This is a genomic window from Mesoaciditoga sp., assembly GCF_054006115.1.
This window is the reverse complement of the sequence record NZ_JBPNHS010000028.1, coordinates 1-23,068: the sequence shown is the minus strand read 5'-3', so window position 1 is coordinate 23,068 and position 23,068 is coordinate 1. Positions and strand designations below refer to the sequence as shown.

Annotated in this window: 22 protein-coding genes and 1 rRNA gene; 18 read left to right on the top strand and 5 right to left on the bottom strand. The window is 40.8% G+C overall.

Annotated features, from left to right (window positions below):
* Positions 1-27 precede the first annotated feature (27 nt).
* The 5 genes from yihA to ACXJIN_RS06170 all read right to left on the bottom strand — a co-directional run bounded on the left by yihA (position 28) and on the right by ACXJIN_RS06170 (position 6,496).
* On the bottom strand, positions 28-606 hold the full coding sequence (gene yihA, locus ACXJIN_RS06190) for a ribosome biogenesis GTP-binding protein YihA/YsxC (RefSeq protein WP_456400503.1): 579 nt from the start codon (positions 604-606) through the stop codon (positions 28-30).
* On the bottom strand, positions 587-2,965 hold the full coding sequence (gene lon, locus ACXJIN_RS06185; RefSeq protein WP_456400501.1) for an endopeptidase La: 2,379 nt from the start codon (positions 2,963-2,965) through the stop codon (positions 587-589). The genes yihA and lon overlap by 20 nt, the downstream gene beginning before the upstream one ends.
* Positions 2,943-3,410 carry a tRNA (adenosine(37)-N6)-threonylcarbamoyltransferase complex ATPase subunit type 1 TsaE gene (gene tsaE, locus ACXJIN_RS06180; RefSeq protein WP_456400499.1) on the bottom strand — a complete coding sequence of 156 codons (468 nt, stop codon included), beginning with the start codon at positions 3,408-3,410 and terminating at the stop codon, positions 2,943-2,945. Before tsaE ends, lon begins: the two co-directional genes overlap by 23 nt.
* Positions 3,411-3,532: 122 nt before the next feature.
* The gene (locus ACXJIN_RS06175) at positions 3,533-4,789 is read right to left on the bottom strand and encodes a PhoH family protein (RefSeq protein WP_456400497.1); all 1,257 of its coding nucleotides are present in this window, start codon (positions 4,787-4,789) and stop codon (positions 3,533-3,535) included.
* Between the two features lie 54 nt (positions 4,790-4,843).
* Positions 4,844-6,496, bottom strand: a complete 1,653-nt coding sequence (locus ACXJIN_RS06170; protein ID WP_456400495.1) for a 5'-nucleotidase C-terminal domain-containing protein — start codon at positions 6,494-6,496, stop codon at positions 4,844-4,846.
* 103 nt (positions 6,497-6,599) lie between these two features.
* Between ACXJIN_RS06170 and ACXJIN_RS06165 the strand changes: the two genes are divergently transcribed.
* The 18 genes from ACXJIN_RS06165 to ACXJIN_RS06080 form a co-directional block, all read left to right on the top strand.
* Entirely contained in the window at positions 6,600-7,415 is an 816-nt protein-coding gene (locus ACXJIN_RS06165; protein WP_456400493.1) for an aldo/keto reductase, read from the top strand.
* A 17-nt stretch (positions 7,416-7,432) separates the two neighbouring features.
* Positions 7,433-8,086: a hypothetical protein gene (locus ACXJIN_RS06160; protein WP_456400491.1), complete on the top strand. Its 654-nt coding sequence runs from the start codon at positions 7,433-7,435 to the stop codon at positions 8,084-8,086.
* Between the two features lie 5 nt (positions 8,087-8,091).
* Positions 8,092-8,697 (top strand): hypothetical protein, encoded by a 606-nt coding sequence (locus ACXJIN_RS06155; protein WP_456400489.1) that lies wholly within the window; start codon positions 8,092-8,094, stop codon positions 8,695-8,697.
* Between the two features lie 105 nt (positions 8,698-8,802).
* Positions 8,803-10,203: an Asp-tRNA(Asn)/Glu-tRNA(Gln) amidotransferase subunit GatA gene (gene gatA, locus ACXJIN_RS06150; RefSeq protein WP_456400550.1), complete on the top strand. Its 1,401-nt coding sequence runs from the start codon at positions 8,803-8,805 to the stop codon at positions 10,201-10,203.
* The gene (gatB, locus tag ACXJIN_RS06145; protein ID WP_456400487.1) at positions 10,200-11,627 is read left to right on the top strand and encodes an Asp-tRNA(Asn)/Glu-tRNA(Gln) amidotransferase subunit GatB; all 1,428 of its coding nucleotides are present in this window, start codon (positions 10,200-10,202) and stop codon (positions 11,625-11,627) included. The genes gatA and gatB overlap by 4 nt, the downstream gene beginning before the upstream one ends.
* On the top strand, positions 11,627-12,469 hold the full coding sequence (folP, locus tag ACXJIN_RS06140; RefSeq protein ID WP_456400549.1) for a dihydropteroate synthase: 843 nt from the start codon (positions 11,627-11,629) through the stop codon (positions 12,467-12,469). Before gatB ends, folP begins: the two co-directional genes overlap by 1 nt.
* On the top strand, positions 12,466-12,942 hold the full coding sequence (gene folK, locus ACXJIN_RS06135; RefSeq protein ID WP_456400485.1) for a 2-amino-4-hydroxy-6-hydroxymethyldihydropteridine diphosphokinase: 477 nt from the start codon (positions 12,466-12,468) through the stop codon (positions 12,940-12,942). Before folP ends, folK begins: the two co-directional genes overlap by 4 nt.
* Positions 12,939-14,666 carry an NAD+ synthase gene (locus ACXJIN_RS06130; protein ID WP_456400483.1) on the top strand — a complete coding sequence of 576 codons (1,728 nt, stop codon included), beginning with the start codon at positions 12,939-12,941 and terminating at the stop codon, positions 14,664-14,666. Before folK ends, ACXJIN_RS06130 begins: the two co-directional genes overlap by 4 nt.
* 15 nt (positions 14,667-14,681) lie before the next feature.
* On the top strand, positions 14,682-14,930 hold the full coding sequence (locus ACXJIN_RS06125; RefSeq protein WP_456400481.1) for an SHOCT domain-containing protein: 249 nt from the start codon (positions 14,682-14,684) through the stop codon (positions 14,928-14,930).
* Positions 14,931-14,939: 9 nt separating this feature from the next.
* Complete coding sequence (phoU, locus tag ACXJIN_RS06120; protein ID WP_456400548.1) at positions 14,940-15,614, top strand: phosphate signaling complex protein PhoU; 675 nt, start codon at positions 14,940-14,942, stop codon at positions 15,612-15,614.
* A 31-nt stretch (positions 15,615-15,645) separates the two neighbouring features.
* Entirely contained in the window at positions 15,646-16,344 is a 699-nt protein-coding gene (locus tag ACXJIN_RS06115; protein WP_456400479.1) for a response regulator transcription factor, read from the top strand.
* On the top strand, positions 16,337-17,341 hold the full coding sequence (locus ACXJIN_RS06110; protein ID WP_456400547.1) for a sensor histidine kinase: 1,005 nt from the start codon (positions 16,337-16,339) through the stop codon (positions 17,339-17,341). The genes ACXJIN_RS06115 and ACXJIN_RS06110 overlap by 8 nt, the downstream gene beginning before the upstream one ends.
* A 36-nt stretch (positions 17,342-17,377) precedes the next feature.
* Positions 17,378-18,907 (top strand): B12-binding domain-containing radical SAM protein, encoded by a 1,530-nt coding sequence (locus ACXJIN_RS06105; RefSeq protein ID WP_456400477.1) that lies wholly within the window; start codon positions 17,378-17,380, stop codon positions 18,905-18,907.
* A gap of 86 nt (positions 18,908-18,993) precedes the next feature.
* Positions 18,994-19,455, top strand: coding sequence for a ribosome maturation factor RimP (rimP, locus tag ACXJIN_RS06100; RefSeq protein WP_456400475.1), 462 nt, complete (start codon positions 18,994-18,996; stop codon positions 19,453-19,455).
* 15 nt (positions 19,456-19,470) lie between these two features.
* Entirely contained in the window at positions 19,471-20,460 is a 990-nt protein-coding gene (gene nusA, locus ACXJIN_RS06095; protein WP_456400546.1) for a transcription termination factor NusA, read from the top strand.
* A complete protein-coding gene (locus ACXJIN_RS06090; RefSeq protein ID WP_456400473.1) occupies positions 20,457-20,777 on the top strand; it encodes a L7Ae/L30e/S12e/Gadd45 family ribosomal protein in 321 nt (106 codons plus the stop codon). Before nusA ends, ACXJIN_RS06090 begins: the two co-directional genes overlap by 4 nt.
* Positions 20,778-20,796: 19 nt before the next feature.
* Positions 20,797-22,860: a translation initiation factor IF-2 gene (gene infB / locus ACXJIN_RS06085; RefSeq protein ID WP_456400471.1), complete on the top strand. Its 2,064-nt coding sequence runs from the start codon at positions 20,797-20,799 to the stop codon at positions 22,858-22,860.
* 146 nt (positions 22,861-23,006) lie between these two features.
* Positions 23,007-23,068, top strand: a 16S ribosomal RNA gene (locus ACXJIN_RS06080); the annotation flags it as partial.

Sequence of the window (23,068 nt, the reverse complement as noted above, 5' to 3'; positions counted from 1 at the left end):
CTGCGCTTCACTCCTGTTCACCGTTTATCACCTCTCTATGTAATGCCTTAACTTCACGTCCAACTCTTTAAGGCCTTTACGCGTGATGGTTGAAACCGGAACGATATCTTCCGCATTGAAAAAGGTTTCCTTTATTTCTTTCATTCTTTTATTCAATTCGTTGTTACTCAATTTATCCACCTTTGTTGGGACGATTATAACCCTTTCTTCAAGGTTTAACAGCCATTTGTAGGCCTCCACGTCGGATTTTTGAATTGGGATTCTTGAATCAACGAGAAGAAAAGACGCCTTCCTCGGTCTGGAAAGCCTAAAGTAATCTTCTATCAACTTTGCCCACTTTTCACGCTCCGTTTTTGAAATCTTGGCGTAACCGTACCCTGGAAAGTCGACCAGATGATATTTTTCATTTATCCTAAAAAAGACGAGCGATCTCGTCTTTCCCGGCGTCGAACTGGTTTTGGCCAATTTTTTTCCAAAAAGCGCGTTTAACAAAGAAGATTTTCCCACATTGGATCTTCCCAAGAAGATCACTTCCGCCTTCAACGGCGTGGGAAATTCGTTAACATTTCGAGCGTCGACGTCAAGCTCAACTTTTTTCACAAACATCTTCTTCTCCCAAGACGAGTTTTAACACTTCTTGAACTGTGGAAACGTAATGAATTTTAACGTTTTCAATCACGTCGCTTTTCATCTTTCTAACCATTGGTTCGTTGGACTTCGGTATTATGACTTCCGTAATTCCCATTCTTTTGGCAGCCAGAATTTTTTCCCTTAAACCTCCTATTGCCAAAACGTCTCCATTAAGCGTTATTTCGCCGGTCATAGCGATGTCATTTCTCGCACGTCTATTGGTTACAGATGAACAAAGAGAAGAAAATATGGTAACGCCAGCAGAGGGCCCGTCTTTTGGAACGGCGCCTTCTGGCACGTGGATATGAAAGTCGTGCTTTTCAAAGAACTCTTTTTTAGTTTCTCCGCACATCTTCTTGCACAGAGTCATCGCTATCGTTGCGGATTCCTTCATCACGTCTCCGAGATTACCAGTGAGAATGGTTTTGGAACTTCCGGGAACTATCAAGGATTCTACCGTTAGCACAGCTCCTCCCACACTTGTCCAGGCAAGTCCTATCGTCTCTCCAATCCTTGGAGAAGAGGGAATTTGAGGCTTTACAAGTACGGGAGCTCCCAAAAAGTCTTCCAGATTGGATACTTTAATTTTAACATTCTTTTCGCCTTCAACCAACCTTCTGGCGACTTTTCTCAACAATTTTGCCAACGTTCTTTCGAGGTTTCTAACTCCGGATTCAAGAGTGTACTCTTCTATTATCTTTTCGACGGCCTTTTTGGTTATGGAGAAATTCACACCTTTCAAGCCATACTCGCTTTTGAGCTTTGGAAGGAGATGTTTTTTCGCTATTTCCACTTTTTCTTTAAGCGTGTACCCCGGGATTTCTATAACTTCCATTCTATCGAGCAAGGCTGGTGGGATTGGATCCACGGTGTTGGCAGTTGTCACGAACACGACGTCGGAGAGGTCGAAGGGTATTTCAACGTAATAATCGACAAAGTGCGAATTTTGCTCCGGATCCAGCACTTCAAGCAAAGCAGCGGCTGGATCTCCCTGAAAAGAAATGCCCATCTTGTCTATTTCATCCAGAAGAAGAAGCGGATTTTTCGTTTTCAGCTTTTTCAGCGTTTGAATTATTCTCCCTGGTAACGCTCCAACGTACGTTCTTCTATGCCCTCTTATTTCGGCTTCATCTCTCATTCCGCCAAGAGAGATTTGGCCAAATTTTCTGTTTAGAGCTTTTGCCAGTGACATTCCAAGTGACGTTTTTCCCACGCCGGGAGGACCAACCAGACAAAGAATTGGGGATTTGGCGGTCCCACTGAATTTTTTTACCGCTATGTAATCTAAAATCCTTTCTTTCACATCTTCCAAACCGTAGTGATCAGAATTCAGAATTTCCTCGGCTCTCTTTATATCGAAAGATTCTTCATTTTTTTCTTCCCAAGGTAAATCCAATAGCCATTCAATGTAAGTCCTAGAAACGCTCGCCTCTGCCGATGAAGGATGCATCTTCTCGAGGCGATCTATTTCTTTTAGAACCGTTTCTTCAACTTCTGGCGGATACGCCTTTTCTTTTAATCTATTTCTAAGCTCATCTGATTCGTCAGTTTTCATTCCAAGTTCATCTTTGATGGTTTCAAGTTTCTCTCTTAAGTAGTATTCTTTTTGCGTTTTGTCTATTCTACTCTTAACTTCTTTTTCTATTTTTCCTTCCAATTCCAAGATCTCTATTTCTGAATTCAAATGTTTTAGCAATTCTATCATTCTTTTTTTGGGGTCTCTCATCTCTAAAAAGCGTTGCTTTTTTTCCAATTCACCCGGAACGAAAGAGGCTATCATATCGACAAGTTTGTCCGGTTCACTGAAGATATCCATCTCTTTAAGTGCTTCTTTTGGAAGACGATTTGTCATTTCAAAGTACTTTTTGGCCGTTTCTTTGACGAGGCGCATGAGCGCGAGAATTCCCTTCGTTTTTCTTATCTTCTTTTCCCAGATTTCGAATTCACAGGCGAAGTACGGTCTCTTTTTAACGAATTTCTTTATCTTCACTCTGGCAATGCCTTCGGCAATGGCTTTAAAGCCTCCATCTGGAAGTTTCGCTATTTGAAGCAATCTTGTAAGAGTTCCCACTGTGTACAGATCCTTTGGCGTGGGCCTTTCCACATCCGGATTTTTTTGCGCTACCAGGATAAGATATTTTTCTTCCGTATCAACCACGGCTTCCAGCGCTTTGATGGCTATTTCTCTACCAACGTAAAAGGGCGTTAAAGCGGTTGGAAATGCGACTTCTTCTCCTTTTAATGGAATGCAAGGCAAGGAGGAAGGAAATTTTTCATTTTTTTCTTCGTTCTCTATGAATTGCTCTAATTTGTTATATTTTGTCAAAAAACTCACCTCGTCTTAGAATTTCTTCGTACTGCTTACCGACGCCTTCCACCTCTACGTTTCTCCTCAACTCGTCCACGAATTCAAGCTTTACCATAAAAAAGCTTTCGGGTTTGTAGAGTTCCATCTTTTCAGGCCACTCAATCACGCAAATGCCTTCACTTTCAATGTATTCTTGAAGAGGAAATTCTTCTACCTCTTCATTTTCCAAGCGGAAAAGATCCACGTGGTACACTTTTAACCTGGCATCGTATTCGTTCACAATGGTGAAAGTTGGGCTGGTAACTTGATACGCATCTCCTCCCAACCCTTCAACCAGGTAGCGTGTAAATGTGGTTTTTCCGCTTCCAAGATCTCCGTACAACAAAACTATGCTTCCTTTGAAAAGCAAGGAAGCAAGTTTTTTGGCTATAAGGGAAAGTTTCTCTTCATTCACATTTTTAAAGTTTATCATCAGCGCGATTATATCACTATATCCTTTAACTCACAAATCTTTGAAAAATAAAAGAGCGAATCCTCATCTACCAAGCCTTCAAAAATTTCCCTTCGTAATGTTCACACAGCATGAGCTAAAAATTAAAGTATTTCAGAAGCCAAAGTTGCCAGTTCAGATCGAACGCCTTGTGAGAGCTTTATGTGTCCGGCTATGGAATACCTTGAAAATTTCACGCTGCTGTACGTTAAACCGTTCGAAGCGGCGTCCAGGTATGGACTGTCTATTTGCGATATATCACCCGTCAACACTATTTTCGTTCCCACTCCAACTCGTGTTACGATGGTTTTGACTTCGTGAGGAGTTAAATTCTGAGCTTCATCCACTATTATGAATTGATGAGGTATACTTCTTCCCCTTGTGTAGCTCAGCACTTCAACTTCGAGGAATTTAGGATGTTCCAACTTCGATAACGATTTTCCAACGTTGTCAAACAAGAATTCAAGATTGTCATAAATTGGCTGAAGCCATGGGCGCATCTTTTCTTCCGCGCCTCCGGGTAAAAAACCTATGTCTTTTCCCACTGGTACAACTGGTCTCGTCACTATGAGTTTTTTGTACTTTTTCAAATTTTCCGTACCGTACAAGCCAACGGCCAATGCCAACAATGTTTTTCCAGTTCCCGCCGGTCCCAACAGGGTTATGAATGACACGTCATCATCCAAAAGCAGATCCAGCGCCATGAGTTGTTCTTCATTCAAAGGATGAATCCCCCAGATTTCCGTGTCAAAGCCAACTTCTATTGGGACCAGTTTTTTCTTTTTCATTCTGTAGATTTTGGAATTGTCGAAAATGACGAATTCATTTTCGAAAAGATCGTTTAATCCCACGCTTGAAGGGTTTCCATCTTTTGGGGGGTTGCCTTTTACCCTTCTGTAACCGGTTAAGATTTCCTCTTCGGCGGTTCGATCGGTTAGATAATCTTGTGCCGTTATTCCCAACGCGTCCGCTTTTATTCTCATGTTTATGTCTTTACTCACCAAAATCGTTTTCAACGAACTTCTCTTTTGAATTTGCATTGTGTACAGCAATATCCAGTCGTCCGCAATCCTGTCCGACAAGAAATAGGGCATTTGTCTGTGATCTTCTACGATTTCTATTTTAAGCGTTCCACCACTTTTCAATTTCACGCCATCGCAAAGACGACCATTTTGCCTTAAAGTGTCTAATTTTCTCGCAACTTCGCGCGCATTTCTTCCAACCTCACCGTCTCGTCCTTTTAACTTGTCTATCTCTTCTATCACTTTTAAAGGAAGAATGACGTTGTTGTCTTCAAAAGCTAAATAGGCATTCGGATCGTGAATCAAAACGTTTGTGTCCAGCACGTAATTCTTTATCATTTTAACGCCTCCTCAAAACAAATCGCGCCTTTGAAGGCGCGATTTTGAATTTCCTTACTTTTCCATAGTCCAACGCGGTTTGAATGGATAAGAATTTATCGGACTTATATGTTCTATGTACTCCTTAACCACATCCGCCAACACGTAATTCGTGTTGTACTGTTCGCAATTTTTGAGCATCGAATAGTGATCTCCTCCGCTTGCCATGTAGTCGTTTGTGGCAATAAGGTAAACTTTGTTTGGATCTATTGGCTTGCCTTGAATCTTTATGTCTTTAACGCCTTTAGGGGTTACGACGTAAGTTAATCCCCATGGGTTAAGCCTTGCACCGGTGTCATTTGCATGGGGCATTGCTCCCCATTGAATCGCTTTTATGAGATCTGAACCTTTGATTTTAAGAAGTACAACGGTGTTTCCAAATGGAAGCACTGTAAGGATGTCTCTGTACGTGATCGTTCCGGGAGCTATAGATGCTCTGATTCCTCCACCATTCTGAAGCACGGCTTGAATACCTTGATCCTTGAACTTCCAGGCAACAGCATCGGTTATAAGATGGCCTATGAGGCTGTCTTCTTTTCTCGTTATTTCTCCTTTGTTTGAAAAATTGACTTTTGAATAGCCTATTGGTTCATTTAACTTCTTTTCTCCTATGGCTTTGTAAGCGGCGAGAAGATCTTGAATTTTCTTGTCTGGAATAATTTTCTTTCCAACGTAAGTGTACGTAACTTTACCGTTTTTGTCTTTGTGATAAACTTTGAGGTTTATCGGAATGAGCTTGTACGTGTAACTGGTAACTTTTCCGTCTTTTATTATGAGATCCAGCCTTGCCACGTACTTTGAAAAAGAGCCAGCCTGGACTATTAAAGTTCCATCGATGTTCAACGGTTGCTCTACTATCGTGTGACTGTGTCCGTCCAATATGGCGGCTATTCCTTTAACGCTTTCAGCCAGAGAAACACTTCCGCCGTACGGATCGTTGGGTTTGTTGTATGCGAGAAGATTTTTGATGGTTGCTGGACTATTCGTTATTTTAGAACCGGCCGTTAGCCCATTTCCAAATATTCCGAGATGCGTGAGTGCCAACACCACACCGTTTTGTCCCATCATTGTGTGAAGCATTGGGACGTATTTTTTAGCCACTTTTATTGGAGAAAGGAAATCGTACATCTTAACATTGTTGGGGTTTCCAACGTATTCGGTGGTTTTCGTTGTAAGACCAAGAATGGCGACTTTGAGATCTGGGAAGGTTTTTATTATGTAAGGCTCTCCCAAAGTTTCATCGGTTCCTTTGTAAACGACGTTTGCCGACAGAAATGGGAAATTCGCCCATGTCATCTGTCTCATGAGGATTGACCACGGATGATCGAATTCGTGATTTCCTATTGCCATGGCGTCTAAGCCCATTGCATTTAGAGCCTCTATGTCTGGTCTGGCATCGAGCAAGTCTGATTCCGGCACACCGGTGTTAACGTCGCCAGCATGCAAGAAAAGTACGTCCCATCCATTTGCCTTGGCTTCAGCTCTCACCTGATTTACCACGCTTGCAATAGCCGCAAAACCACCTATGTTTGGGTTGTGCCATTCGTTGTATGCCCAAGCGTGTCCGTGTGTGTCGTTGATTTCCAGTATGACAAGATGGGCTGCCATAGCCATCAAAGAAAGCGAGACTAATAGCACCGTTAAAATTAGTAAAGATTTCTTCAACATACCTTTTCCCTCCTTTTTGATTTTTAGCATTCTATTTTATCACATTAAACGTTCCGTGTTTTAAATGAAATGATGTTAAAATTAGATGAAAGGAGGCTCGAAGATGAGAAGAATGAGGCTTGGAAATACGGAGATAAATCTTCCAGTCGTGGGAATAGGAACATGGGGGATGGGAGGAAAATTTGAAGCCGATCACTCGCGCGATGAAGAGACAGCGAAAGCGATTATTAAAGCCGTAAAGCTTGGAATGAATCACATAGATACCGCGGAATTTTATGGGAATGGGCACACTGAGGAGATAGTTGGTATGGCTTTACAGCAAATTAAAAGAGATGAAGTTTTTATAACCTCAAAGATATGGCCAACACATTTGAATTGGAAAGACGCTTTGAATTCCATCAAAGCCACTTTGAAAAAATTAGGCACGGATCACGTAGACCTTTACTTGATTCATTGGCCTTCCGCGGAAACTAATATCAAGGAGTCAATTGACATAATGAATTCGATATTGGACAAAGGCTACACGCGTTACATAGGTGTTAGCAATTTTTCCATTGCCGAAGTTGAAAAAGCCGTTGAAAGTTCGAAAGCGCCAATAGTCTGCGATCAAATAAGGTACAACATCCAAGATAGAAGTGCAAAGGATTCAGGGCTTATAGATTACTGTATGAGTAGAGGGATAAGCATTGTCGCTTATTCACCGTTAAATAGAATGGAAATAAGTTCCTCGTTTTTGAAAAAATTGAAAAAAATAGCACAAAACCGCGGCGCCACACCAGTTCAAATTGCCCTTGCATGGATCACAACTCAGGGTATATTCACCATTCCAAAGGCGGTGAATGATTCTCACATTATCGAGAACGCAAAAGCGGGAGATATTCTCTTAAGCGACGATGAGATGGATTATTTGAAAAGTTAAGAGGGGAGGAATAAAAATTGAAAAGAGCTTTGTTTTTTACGATTCTGTTGTTTGGGACATTTTCCTTCATCTTTGCGGATGGTTTTTTATATCCAACCGAAAACGTTTTAAAAACAGGTCAGGTGAATTTTTCTCTTGAAAACATGAATATTTCAGCTGCAGCCGGATTGGGAAGCAATTTGGAGATCGGCGGATCGCTTTTTTCTTATTACAAGTGGGGAGTGTATTTAAAAATGCAGCCTTTTAGAAACGTCGCTATGGGAGTTTCTTACTTGCCATTCAGGTTTTGCCTGTTAGGACCGTGTAAGACTCAACACGTTTTCAATATCTACAGCGTTTACGGATTTGGAAACTCAGATTTTAACGCAAACATTGGTGCCAAATTCATGATGGTAGGGGATTTAAAGATGATAGATGGGTTTGCGGTGTTACAAAAGAAAGTAAATACGGCCTTTTTAACGCTTGAAGGTGGAGTGAATAAGACTTTGTCAAATGAAAATGTGAACTTCGAATTTGGATTGGGAAGCCACGAAAAATTTGGAATTTTAACGCTTAAAAGTGGATTAGTGTGGAACAGTGCATGGAGTAATTGGAATTCCGCAAGGGAATTTCTCATGCACCCAATTGTTTATTTTGGCATTGAACTGACTTTAGATCTTGTGAAGAGGTGAAGAACATGAAAAAGACAACGGTGATTTTTTCATTTTTCCTTGTATTCGTATTAGGCGTGTCATTTTCATGGAGTTTTTTGGAAACTCCAACGTCTTTGGTTTTAAAAGATGGTGAATTTCAGTATTCAAACGTTAATTTGTTTTCTCAGAGCACGTGGTTGGTTGGAATTGGTAACTTTTCGCAAGTTGGGCGCGTGAATTCCTCGTTTTTGGAGCAATTTCAAATTTTAAAAGAGCCGGTAGATTTATCCGCAGGTATGATGATCGGAGACGATAACGGGTATTCAAGTGCCTTTTTGGCAATCGGAAAGCGCTTGAAATCCATTGAGCTTTCTTCAGCTATTTCTTACGCTTCGTCTGAAGCTTCAAAAAATTACCTGATTTTTCAGGCTTTGGTGGACATACCATTCAAGCTCGGAAATGTAAGGCTGGAATACAAAAAGAGCGCTTATTCCAATGAATTCGCGATGGGCATAGCGGCAAGATTTTCATCCAACGATCAGATTAAATGGCTTTTCAAGACTCTGAGTATGGGAATAGGACTTGGTTGGGATTTCGCGTTGAACGACTCTTTTCCAACGACGTACTTCATATTCCAGTACACAAAATAGGTGCGAAGGCAGACTGCGAGTGTGGGAAAAAGTATGGTGATATAATTCAAGGTGTAGTGATGTAATCTGCAAAATTTGGAGGGAGTGTTTGAGTTGATCTCTGGCATGACTGTTGAAGAACTTATGGAAAGTATAAAAAAAGGAAAGATGAAAAGCAACGAAGTTGTTGAGTATTTCAAAAAACGTTCTGAAAGATTGGACAAAGTTTTAAGCGCCTACATTTCAAAGTGTGAAATTAGAGAAAACGAAGGCGTTTTGAGTGGGATACCCTTTGCCGTTAAAGATAACATGCAGCTTGAAGGAACGAAGACCACTTGCGCTTCTAAGATACTGGAGGATTATGGTTCAACTTACACGGCTACCGCTGTAAAACGCCTTTTGAATGAAGGGGCGATTGCCCTTGCAAAAACGAACATGGATGAGTTTGCCATGGGCTCTTCCACGGAGTTTTCGGCGTTTTTTCCCACTAAAAACCCGTGGGACTTAGGCAGGGTGCCGGGAGGCTCGAGTGGAGGTTCCGCGGCGGCTGTGGCAGCTGGCATGGTTCCCTTTGCGCTTGGTTCAGATACCGGGGGCTCTATAAGGCAGCCAGCTTCTTTTTGTGGAATAGTCGGTTACAAGCCAAGCTATGGTTTGGTGTCGAGGTATGGACTGGCGGCGTTCGCATCTTCAATGGATCAAATTGGTCCTTTGACCAAAAGCGTTAGAGACGCCGCGCTGATCACGGAAATAATGGCTGGAAAAGATCCAAAAGACGCGACGAGCGTTGACAAAAAGATTGATCTGTTAAAAGAAGTGGAAAACCCAATTGAAGGAATGAAAATGGCCGTTCCAAAAGAGTTTTTAAAAGACCTTAAGCCTGAGGTGAAAATGGTTTTTCAAGAGGCAATTGAAAAATTCGAAAAGATGGGTACGAAAATTGAGGAAGTGTCGATTCCATCTTTGAAATACGCCGTTTCAGTTTACTACATAATAGCTCCCGCCGAGGCTTCTTCTAACCTTTCACGATATGATGGAATAAGGTATGGCTTGAGAATAGAAGAGGACACGATAGATGGAATTTACAATCAAACGAGAAATAGGGGCTTTGGAAGAGAAGTAAAGAGAAGGATAATGCTTGGAACATTTACACTGTCCGCGACCTATTATGATGCTTACTTTGACAAGGCACAAAAAGTACGAACATCGATCAAACGAGAAATAGATGAAGTTTTGTCCTCTCACGATGCGATACTTGGACCAACAACTCCAAATGTGGCCTTTAAATTTGGAGAACTGTCAAGCCCTTTGGATTACTATCTTCAAGACATATACACCATTCCGGCGAATTTGGCGGGTTTACCGGCGATAAGTCTTCCAATGGGTCTCGTTAACAACATGCCAATTGGTTTGCAGATAATGGCAAAGAGATTTGAAGACGCCAAGATGATGAGAATTGCCAGGAGTTACGAAAAAGCAAGGGGAAAATTTCCAATGCCAAAGTTGAATGGCGGTGATGAAAGATGAAAAGCGTTATAGGATTGGAAATTCACACGCAGCTTTCCACGAAAACAAAGGCTTTTTGTTCATGTAAAAATGAAGTTGACGCAGAGCCAAATACCAACATATGCCCGGTTTGCACAGGACAGCCAGGCGCGTTGCCGGTTTTGAATGATGAAGTGGTAGAATACGCCATTCGAGCGGCCGCAGCGCTGAACTGTGAAATTCATGAAGTGTCGAGCTTTGACAGGAAGAATTATTTCTATCCAGATCTGCCAAAGGGATATCAGATAACCCAGTACTTCCATCCCATTGCCACAAATGGATACATAGTTCTTGATAACGGAAAGAAAATAAGAATACGACGAATTCACATAGAAGAAGACGCCGGAAAGATGTTTCATTCTTCTGAAACGATAACGCGAGCTACATCTAGTCTCGTTGATTTGAACAGGTGTGGAATCCCATTGATAGAGATAGTAACAGAGCCGGATATGGAAAAGCCAGAAGAGGCTCGGGAATTCATGGAAAAACTGAGAGATATTCTCAGAACAATTGGTGTAAGCACCGGAAATATGGAAGAAGGGGCCCTCAGATGCGACGCGAACGTTTCCGTTAACGATGGAGAACGTTCAAGCTCGAGGGTAGAAGTTAAAAACATAAACTCTTTTAAATTCGTCCAAAAGGCTTTGGAATATGAGATAAAAAGAATAACAAAGGCAATGGAGGATGGAAAAAACGTTCCGCAAGAAACGCGCGGATGGGATTCGTCCACAAAATCAACCGTTTCGATGAGATCAAAAGAGGCGGAAAACGATTACAGATACTTCCCAGAACCGGATTTACCCGTTTTGGTTGTATCCAAAGAAAGAATAGAGAGAATAAGAAAAAGTCTGCCTGAACTTCCGGATGAGAAATCAAAAAGGTATGTGGAAAAACTTGGCGTAAAAGAAGAAAACGCCAGAATACTTTCAAAAGAACCAGAGCTTTCTGAGTACTTTGAAGAAGTTGTGAAAGCGGGCGTTAGTGCGAAAGACGCGTCCAATTGGATTGTCAACGAGGTACTTGGCCTTTTCAACACGGATGGCTTGGAGTTTAACGCAAACAAAATTCCGGTCTTCCATTTGAAGAAGATAATAGAGTACACCAACTCTTCTAAGATTTCCAGACTTGCAGCAAAAGAAGTTTTGGCAGAGGTTTATAAAAGTGGAAAAGATCCAGATGATATCGTTAAAGAGAAGAATCTCTTACAAGTTTCAAACGAAGATGAACTCATAGCCGTGGTTAAAGAGGTCATCGAAGAAAATCCAGATACCGTTCAAAAGTACAAAAACGGTAAGACATCCGTCGTGGGCTTTTTCGTAGGAGGAGTTATGAAAAAAACCAAAGGAAAAGCGGATCCTAAAGTGGTTGGAAAACTTGTGAAACAGTTGCTGGATGGTGAATCGTGATGCTAAAACCGATGAAAATCGGGAAAAGGGTTTTCGATTTTTCTAAAACGTACGTGATGGGCGTTTTAAACGTTACGAAAGACTCTTTTTATCCTTCGAGTAGGGTCGATATTTCTGACATAGCCAAAATCGTGAAGAAAATGGAAAAGGAAGGCGCCGACATATTAGATGTCGGCGCTGAGTCTACCAGACCAGGCGCTTTGCCGATAAACGCGAAAGAAGAGGCGAAGAAAATCGTTCAGGCTGTAAAAGAGATAAGAAAAGTTACGGATCTTCCAATTTCCATAGACACATACCGCGCCTCAACGGCAAAAGCTGGCATAGATCCCGGCGCTGACATGATAAACGACATAAGTGGGTTGAAATTCGATCCTCAAATGGCGAAAACCATCGCCGATTTAAACGTGCCCGTGGTGGTAATGCACATAAAAGGCACACCAAGAGATATGCAAAAAGATCCACATTACGATGATGTGATAAAAGAAGTCCATAGCGAGCTTGAGCGTTCAATAGATATTGCCATAAACGCAGGCGTTGCAAAAGAAAAGATAATAATCGATCCGGGAATTGGATTTGGAAAAAGGCTGGAGGACAATTTAAATCTCATAGCTCATCTCGATTATTTTGAAGATCTTGGTTGCCCGATTTTGATTGGAATATCACGAAAATCCATGATAAACATGATAATGCCCATGGATGTTTCAGAAAGGCTTGAACCAACGATAGCCTTGAACAGTGTAGCGGTTATGAAAGGCGCGAACATAGTCAGAGTTCATGATGTTTGGCCTCACGTTAAGGCCATGAAGATGATCGACGCGCTGAAGGAGGTTGAAGAGTATTGAACACACTTCACTTAGCTTACATAGCTTTTGGTTCGAATATGGGAAAGAGAAAAGAAACAATTATTCAAGCCATGAAAAAGATGCGGGAAAAAGAAATGAGTTTTTTGAAGATCTCCACATTCTACGAAACCAAACCTTATGGCGTAACGGAACAAAATGATTTTATGAATTGTGTTGCGGAAGTTGAAACCACTCTCACACCCGTTTTGCTGTTGGATGAACTTCTGGAAATAGAGAAATCCCTTGGAAGGGTAAGAGAAAAGAGATGGGGACCGAGGACGATAGACTTGGACATAATATTTTACGACAACAAGATCGTGAACTTTGCAGACTTGGTGATACCTCATCCTGACATGCAAAATAGGCTTTTCGTGTTGGAGCCGCTTAACGAAATAGCGCCGAATTACGTTCATCCGTTCTTTCACAAAAAGGTTAGCGAAATGTTAAGAGAGTTGAAGGAGGTATCGGTTTGAAAAGCGTACGATTTTCACTAATACAAAAGAATTTCGTTGTAGGTGGAATAGAAGAAAACAAAGAGAAGATCATATCTTCTGTAGAAGAAGTACAAAAGTTAAAGCCGGATTTCATAGTCTTTCCGGAGCTTTCGCTTGTTGGATATCCTCCTGAAGATCTGTTGTTGAAACACGCTTTTATAGAAGAAAATGTAGAGGCGTTAAAAGAGATAACAAAACGCACTTCTAAGTACGATTCCGTTATAATCGTTGGTTTCGTAGACAAAGATGATGACATATACAATGCGGCGGCAGTGATACAAAAGGGAAAGGTAAGAGGTGTGTACCGTAAAATTTTGCTACCAAATTATGGGGTTTTCGATGAAAAAAGGTATTTTTCATCTGGTCAGAAGCCGCTCAACGTTGAGTACAACGGTATTAAAGTTGGAATAAGCGTGTGTGAGGATATTTGGATTCCAGATGGTCCCGTTATGGAAGAAATAGCGGATGGAGCCATGATATTGGTGAATATTTCTTCATCGCCGTACCACATTCAAAAGGGTTTAAGCCGTGAAGAGATGCTCAAGGTGAGGGCTTCGGATTCAAGAGCCGCCGTGGTTTACGTTAATTCCATTGGAGGTCAGGATGAATTGGTTTTCGATGGGCACAGTCTTGTCATAGATGAAATGGGACATGTAATTGGTAGGGCTCCGGATTTTGAAGAAGCGGTGCTAACTTCTGACGTGATAATTCCTCACATAGTTAATGCAAATCTTCACGATCCACGAAGAAGAGAGATGGCGAAAAACTCCAGCGGAAGGACAACGTTAATAGTGCTCGATAAAATTGAAAATGTTGAACGAGAAGAGATAAAGGAAAAAGGAATTTCCTCTTCCCTTGAAATGGAAGAGGAAATCTTTAAAGCCTTAAGCCTTGGAGTAAGAGATTACGTGAAAAAGAACGGCTTTGAAAAGGTTTTAATAGGTTTAAGCGGTGGAATGGACTCGTCATTGGTGGCTGCCGTGGCGGTGGAAGCGCTTGGAAATGAAAATGTTGTTGGCGTTTTAATGCCATCCATGTATTCTTCAAAATCAAGCGTGGAAGATGCCGAAAAACTCGCCAGGAATTTAGGCATAAGAACTTACACCATAGGCATAAAGGAAGTTTTTGATTCTTATTTGAAAGTTTTGGAACCAATTTTTGCTGGAACTCAGCCGAACATTACCGAAGAGAATTTGCAAGCCAGAATACGGGGAAATTACCTCATGGCTTTGTCCAACAAGTTCGGTTGGCTCGTCCTGACGACTGGAAATAAATCGGAAATGAGCGTGGGTTATGCCACTTTGTATGGAGATATGGCGGGCGGTTTTGCGGTTATAAAGGATCTATACAAGACGATGGTGTACAAAGTGGCGCGTTGGTACAACAAGTGGAAAGGAAGGGAAGTAATACCTCAAAATGTCTTTGTAAAACCACCATCTGCCGAATTGAGACCTGGACAAGTCGATCAAGATTCATTACCTCCTTACGACATTCTGGATGCGATTCTGGATCTTTACGTTGAAAAAGATCTGACACCTAACGAAATAGCGGAGGCAGGATTTGATAAGGATATCGTCGAAAAGACGGTAAGAATGGTGGATAGAAATGAGTACAAGCGTCGTCAGTCCCCACCCGGTGTTAAGTTAACAACGAGAGCTTTTGGAAGGGATAGAAGGCTTCCTATAACCAACCATTACAAGTAAAAGAAGGAGGAAATCGTGTTTTTCTTTTGGCCTTTTTGGTGGTACGGGGGATATGCAATTTGGTCTATTCTTTGGAACTTGGCCGGAATAATAATATTCTTGGCGTTGCTTTACGCCTTTTTTCATCGTAATGTGAGATGGTCTATTCATCATCGAAGGGGTGAAGAATCTGAAGCGTGTGAAATATTAAAGCGTCGTTACGCGGCCGGTGAGATAAACAAAGAAGAGTACGAAGAAGTAAAAAGGGATCTTGGGTGTAAGTAATTGAAGATTATGAAGGGTAATGAGAAAATGGTGAAATACGAAAGGGAGTTAGACCTTTTAAGGCTTAAATTAAACGAAATGTTCAGCTCGACCATAGAGGCATTTAAGCTTGCAATTTCATCTTTGGAAAACTCGAATGTTGATATGGCCAAAAGTGTTGTGAAAAATGATGATGAAATAGATGAACTGAAACGTGCAATAGAAGGAAGGGCATATGGCATATTGGAAGAATTTTGCCCAAGGAATGCAAATTTAAACGGTGTTATCATGGCAATAAAGATAGCCGGGGAACTGGAAAGGATAGCCGATCAGGCCGTGAACATAGCTCAAGTTAGCGAATTCATGAATGGGAAAAATCTCATAAACCCCTTAATCGGTATACCGAAAATGGCCCAAATCGCGGAAGAAATGGCAAGAGGTTCCATGAAGGCGTATTTTGAAGAAGACGTTGAACTTGCGAAGAGGATTTGGTTGATGGATGATAAGGTAGATGCGTTGGATAGAAATTTGGTAGAAGATATCAAATCTGTTATCGTGGAAAGAGACACGGAGGAGGTCATTTCGCAAGCGGAAAGGCTTATCCTTGTGTCAAGAGCAATAGAGAGGGTTGCGGATCACGCAACGAATATCTGTGAAGAAACAGTTTACATGATTCTTGGGAAAGAGATGCGCGAGATCCTTTGAAGGTTGTGAAAGAAGCAAGAGAGGTGAGCGTGTGAAAAGCGTTCTTGTGGTTGAAGATGAAGAGGATATGGTAGAAATAATCTCTTACATTTTAAGAACTAACGCCTTTGACGTCACAGCTGTTCAAGATCTGTCCCATATGTGGAATGCACTTTCCAAGAAAGCGTTTGATGTTATCCTTTTAGATGTGGGGCTGCCGGACGGTTCTGGAATGGACGCTCTTAAAATTCTTAAAGAGAAAAATGCAAAATCAGCCGTTATAATGGTAACGGCGAGAAGAACTGATATGGACAAAGTGCTTGGATTAGAGCTTGGTGCCGACGATTACATAACAAAACCTTTCAACAGTTATGAGCTTCTTGCAAGGGTTAAAGCCGTTATCAGAAGAATAAAGACGTCAAATGGAGAAGAAGCCAGATTGAACGATTCACAAAACGTCTTTAGATTTGGAAAAAAGATTATAAAAATGGATTCCTATACTGCTATGGATGAAAATGGAAACGAAATAGATTTTGCGGGTAAAGAATTCGATCTTCTGAAATTGTTTATAACGCATCCGTCAAAGGTTTTCACTCGAGATGAAATTCTCGATAGAATATGGGGTAAAGATTTTTTTGGAGAATTCAGAACAGTTGATGTGCATGTTAGCAAGATTCGCAAAAAACTGGGAGACAAAATAATAAAGACCGTGAGAGGCGTGGGGTACAAGCTTGGTGAAAGCGATGAATGATAAGATCTTGGATTTCGTCAGAGAGGGAATTGTGAAGACCAATGAGAATTTTGTGATAGTTTACTTCAACGATGCCTTTGAGAGATTTTTTTCTAAACCATTTTCGACTAACAAAAGTAAAAAAGAAAAGATAATAGAAGTGGTTTCCTTTCCAAAAATGAACACCGCCTTTGAGCTTTCGGAAAAGGGAAAAATATTTTCTGAAGAATCGCCGGTTTATTTTGGTGGAAAGAGAATTGAATGCAAGGTAACCGTTTTCAAAGATGGTGAGATAACCAATTGGATATTCGAAGATGTTACGAATTTCAAAGTGCTTGAAGATGCCAAAGCCGATTTTGTGTCTGCGGTATCACACGAATTCATGACGCCTTTGGGCGTGATACAGGGCTTTTTGTCCATAATTGGTGATCCTCAAATGAATCCACCACTAAGAGAGAAATACGTAAACAGGGCTATGGAACAGCTGAAAAGATTGGAAAAACTTGTAGATCAACTTTTATCCCTGAGCGAATTAGAAATGAAGAAATACGTCCCGAGCTTTTCTACGGTAAACCTTTTACGAATGATCGTCGAGGCAAAAGAGGAGATGGCTTACCGTTGGAAAGAGAAGAATGTCTATGTGGAAATCAATTGTCCTGCGGATTTGTACGTAAAAACCGACGAAAACGCTCTGTATAGGATTTTAACCAATTTACTTTCCAACGCTATCAAATATTCTTTTGAAAGTGGAAAAGTTGTGATAAGCGTAAAAGTAATGGACGATTACGTAGCTGTATCTTTTGAGGATCATGGAATAGGAATAAAGGAAGAAGAAATTCCAAGAATATTCGAAAGGTTTTATAGGGCCACGAACAGTGCGAGAACAGGCGCAAAAGGAATGGGCCTGGGATTGGCATTGGTTAAACACTTGTGCGATGTCATAGATGCTGAAGTTGAGGTTAAATCTCGATACATGATCGGAAGTATTTTTACGTTAAAACTCAAAAAAAGTGTATAATTGATTTGCTTAAAGAGTTAAGGAGGTACACTTAAGTTGAAAAGTATTTTGATGGTTTATCCCAGTTACCCTGAAACGTTTTGGAGTTTCAAACACGCTTTGAAATTCATATCCAAAAAGACGGCTTTACCACCATTGGGGTTGGTAACGATTGCATCGTATTTGCCAAAAGATTGGAATGTTAAACTCGTGGACATGAACGCTGAAAAGCTTGAAGAAAATGAAATGAAGAAATACGATTACGTTTTTATCAGCGCGATGACAATTCAAAGAGAGTCTTCTAACAGAGTTATACAAATGGCCAACAAGCTCGGCATACCGGTCGTTGCCGGGGGCCCATTGTTTACGATGGAGCCAGATCACTTTCCCAATGTCGATCACTTCGTGTTGGGCGAGGCTGAAGAAATAATGCAGAGGTTGATAGAAGACATGGAAAAAGGAGAAGTGAAACATTATTACGCTTCTCCAAAGTTTCCAGATATAAAGAAGACACCAATTCCAAGATGGGATTTACTGAATTTGAAGTACTACGCTTCGATGAGTATTCAATTTTCCAGAGGTTGCCCATACAATTGCGAATTTTGCGATATAGGAGCCCTAAACGGTAGGGTTCCACGCTCTAAGAGCGCCCAGCAAGTCGTAAATGAGCTCCAATCTTTGTACAACGCTGGATGGAGAAAATCGGTGTTTTTCGTTGATGACAATTTCATTGGGAAAAAGGTCTTACTCAAGCGTGAAGTTTTACCGGAAATAATAAAATGGCAGAGAGAACATGGAAACCCTTTCACCTTTTACACAGAGGTATCCGTTGATCTTTCAGATGACGAAGAACTCATGAATTTAATGGAAGAAGCAGGCTTTAACAGGGTGTTTGTTGGAATTGAAACCCCGGATCCGGACAGCTTACAAGAGGCGAACAAGTACCAAAACATAAAACACGATTTGAAAAATTCAATTCGAAAAATGCAGTCTCATGGTTTTGACGTTCAAGGAGGTTTCATAGTCGGTTTTGATAACGATAAGCCCACCATCTTCGAAAGGCAATTTAAATTCATTCAAGAAGCGGGAATAGTTACCTCTATGATGGGAATATTGAATGCCCCCCGAGGAAGCGCTCTTTACGAGAGAATGAAAAGAGAGAAAAGACTGATAGGAGAAACAACCGGAAACAATGTTAACATTTCCACCAATTTCATTCCCAAAATGCATCCAAAAACTTTGATAGAGGGATACAAAAAGCTTATCTTGGATCTTTATTCGCCAAAAAATTACTATACAAGGCTGAAGAAATTTTTGTCGGTGTACAGGTTACCGAAGCTTTCGAGACCAAAAGTGGATTTTAACGATATAAGAGCATTTTTGAGATCTATGCTTTTTATAGGAATACTGGGAAAGGAAAGAAGTGAATACTGGAAAATGCTCTTTTGGAGCCTATTCAGAAAGCCGAAGTACTTTTCAACCGCAGTTGCGTTTAGCATTTACGGCTATCATTTCAGAAAAGTTGCGGAGGAAATATGTAAAGAAGACAGTGAAAAGGTTATTCGCCAGCTTTGTGCCGAGCATTGACAAAATATTGGTAATGTGGTAAAATAAAATTGATTCGAGGGCTGAAGCCCTCGAATTTCGTTTAAAAATCGAAGAGGTGTTTGTTGATGAATGAAGAGTTAGACAAAATTGAAGAGTTGGCAAGTGCAGTGGCAAAAAGAATGGGATATGAGATCTTTGATATAAAAAGCCATCAAAGAGGTAGAAAGCGAATTATAACCATAACTATAGACAACATGAAAGATTACGTTGGCATAAACGATTGTGAAGCTTTTTCTCGAGAGCTGAGCCCTTTATTGGACGCTGAAGTTATGCTTGGAAATTACATTTTGGAGGTTTCATCTCCTGGCTTAGACAGACCGTTGAGAAGTTTGAAAGATTTCAAAAGGTTTGAAGGCAGGCTTGCAAAAGTAAAAATTGAGGATTCGAAAGATAAGAGTTTAACCGTCATTGGAAAGATAAGTGCTTGCGATGAAGAAAGTGGAACTTTTTCTCTTGAAGTGGACGGAAAAGTTAAAACGTACGATTACTCTAAGGTAAAGTCGGCAAATTTGGAAATCGAGTTTTAAGGAGGTAATCAGATGCTGAATCTCAATTTGTTGGAAGCGTTGGAACAATTAGAAGAAGAAAAGAATATAAGCAGAGAAGAGATCATACAAATACTTGAAAAAGCTTTAACAACCGCTTACAAGAAGAATTTTGATGCTCGTGATGACAAGGTCGAAGTAAAAATAGATCCGGTTACCGGAGAAATAGAGGTTTTCAAAACCATTGAAGAGGAAGAAAATGGAGAAATTAAAACGCGTACCGTAAGGAATGCGTTAAACACTAAGAAATTTGGAAGAATAGCGGCACAAACTGCAAAACAAGTTTTGATTCAGAAACTCAGGGAAGTTGAAAAAGAAACGCTGTACCAGGAATATTCCGATTTGATTCACACCGTGGTTTCTGGGGAAGTTGTAAGATCTGGTGGTGGAGATGTTGATTTGAGGATAAACAAAGTGGACGCTGTTATACCCGCCAGAGAGAAGATACCCACTGAAAAGTTTGCGCCAGGTCAGTTTGTGAGAGGATATGTCTTGGAAGTTCAGAAGAGAAGCAAAGGTCCTTTGGTGGTTTTAAGCAGAAGCGTTCCAGAATTCCTGCAGAAATTGTTGGAAAAATACGTTCCTGAGATAGAAAGTGGTATAGTTAGAGTGGTGGCAATTGCGCGAGAAGCCGGTGGAAGATCAAAAGTTGCCGTTATTTCCACCGATCCAAACGTTGATCCTGTGGGAGCCTGCATAGGAGAAGGCGGGGGAAGGATAATACAAGTTATAAAAGAATTGAACGGCGAGAAGATAGATTTGATCCCATTTTCTTCCAACCCTGCAAAATTCATAGCCAACGCCCTTGCGCCGGCGAAAGTAATGGACGTTCAAATAGACGAAGAAGATCATCGCGCCCATGTAACAGTTTCACCGGCACAGATTTCGCTGGCTATAGGTAAAGATGGCCAAAATGCCAGACTTGCTGCCAAATTGACTGGATGGAAAATAGACATAAGACAATTCATGGAGGAAAAAAGTAGTTGAAAAATAAAAATGAAGAAAAAGTACTATCTTTGTTAGGATTAGCGGCAAGATCTGGTAATATATTGATAGGACAAAAAATATTGAAAAGGTACTTATCTGGCGATGCCGAGAATAAATTTATTGTTTTCTCGTCCGATTACGGCGAAAGTGTAGAAACTTTGGTAAAAAAGTGTGAAATAAGAGGTATTCCTTACGTGAAACTTAGTGTGGGCAAAGAGGAATTGGGAAGAAGAATTGGGAAAAAAGAAGCCGCAGCTGTGGGCGTGACGGAAAAACATTTTGTTGAAGGAATAAAAAAAGCAATTATCAACGGTTAACGTGTATGGAGGGAAGCAAATGGAAAAAAAGATAAGAGTTTATGAACTTGCCAAAAGACTAAAGATGACGAGCAAAGAGCTTCTTGAAGAGCTGGATGATCTTGGTGTTGAAGCGAAAAATCATATGTCTACGTTGGATAGTTCAACGGTTGATATGCTAATGGAAATATATTCTTCTGAAGAAGAGGAAGAGGAAATAAAAGAGGTCAAGACGAAAAAAACACCTTCTAAAAAGTCAAAACCTAAAATAGAAGAAGAAGAAGAAAAGAAAGAAGAGAAAGACGAAGATGAAAAACCCAAGGAAAGCGAAATAGAGATCAGTGAAAGCGTTACTTTGAGAGAGCTTTGCGATAAAATGGGCATTTCAACCTCTAAAGTTATTAAAGATCTCTTTATGGAAGGTAAAGCTCTTACGATAAACACCATTTTAAATGAAAAAAGCGTAGAAGAAATAGCTAAAAAATATTCCATACACGTGAAATTCGTTTCTCCTAAAAAGCAGGAAATTACGGATCCTCTTAAGGAAAGATTTGAGGAGATGTACCATCAGAGAAAGAATGAACTTGTTTCACGCCCTCCGGTCGTTACCATAATGGGACACGTTGATCATGGAAAAACAACTTTGCTTGATAAGATAAGAAAAACGCGAGTTGCGGAAAAAGAAGTGGGAGGTATTACCCAATCCATAGGTGCTTACAAGGTAAAAATAGATGGAAAAAGTATAACTTTTATAGATACACCTGGTCATGAAGCTTTCACCGAGATGAGAGCAAGAGGTGCTCAAGCCACAGATGTTGTAGTGTTAGTCGTGGCTGCTGATGATGGTGTAATGCCTCAAACCATAGAGGCGTACGATCACGCGAAAACAGCTGGAGTTCCCGTGATAGTGGCAATAAACAAAATAGACAAGCCCAATGCGAATGTAGAACTGACAAAGCAGGAGTTGGTAAACAAACTGAATATAGTTCCAGATGATTGGGGCGGTGACACGCCAATAGTTCCGATTTCGGCAAAAGCTGGAACAGGTATTGATGAGCTTCTTGAAATGATATTACTTGTTGCCGAATTAAGAGAGATAAAGTGCTTGCCTAAAGGTAAGGCAAGGGGAGTAATAATAGAATCCAAACTCGATAAATTTCGTGGTCCTGTGGCGACGGTCATAGTCAAAGATGGAATTCTTAGGCTTGGGGATTATTTCGTTGCGGGCAAAACTTATGGAAAGGTGAAATCGCTTCTTGATGAAAATGGAAAGAGGGTCAAAGAGGCCCATCCTTCAGATCCCGTAGTGGTATTGGGATTTGAAGAGGTGCCCGATACCAATTCGATGTTGTACGTTGTTGATGATCAAAAAGAGGCCAAAAATTACGCAGAAAAATATGCGCAATCTTTGAAGGAGAAGCCAAAGCGTGTTAGGCTGGACAATATTTATGAATTATCCAAAACGGAAGGGCAAAAGGTGCTTAACCTTATAGTGAAAGCAGACACATTTGGAGCTTTGGGAGCTTTGAAAACGGCCATTCAAAAGATAGAACCGGAAGAAATAAAGATAGAAATAATACACGCTGGCATAGGAAATGTGAACATAAACGATGTGTTGTTGGCATCTGCGACCCAGGGTGTAATTCTCGGCTTTAGAGTTGGAAGTGAACCACGAACGAAAGCGAAAGCGGAACAGTTGGGCGTTCAAATAAGAATGTACGAAGTCATATTCGAACTTTTAGACGACATAAAAGCGGCTTTGAGTGGCATGATGGAACCGGAAATAGTGGAAGAAGTGACGGGACGTGCAAGAGTGCTGCAAGTGTTTAACATCTCCAAAATAGGAAAGATAGCGGGTTTTCAACTTTACGATGGCAGCGTTGAAAGAGATTGTAAAGTTCGTGTCTATCGAGACAAAGAAATGATATTTGATGGTACGATAGAAACCTTGAAACATTTCAAAGACGATGTGGATCATCTTGAAGCTCCCCAAGAAGGGGGATTGAAATTGGAAGGTTTTGAGGGCTTTGAAAGTGGCGATGAAATAGAATTTTACATGTTAAAAGAGATAAAGAAAGCACCAACGTACAAAAAAACCAATTAACGCATATTTCACATTCAAGTTATTGCGTTGTCATCAACAATATGGTAGGATATTCATCGGTCGCCGATGAAAGTGATTAAGGCGTGAGGTCATTGAAAAGCAGGCAGCAGCGGTAAGGGGAAAGCGAAAGCTTCCGTTGAAGATATAGGATGGAGAGTTTGATCCTGGCTCAGGATGAACGCTGGCGGCGTGCCTAACACATGCAAGT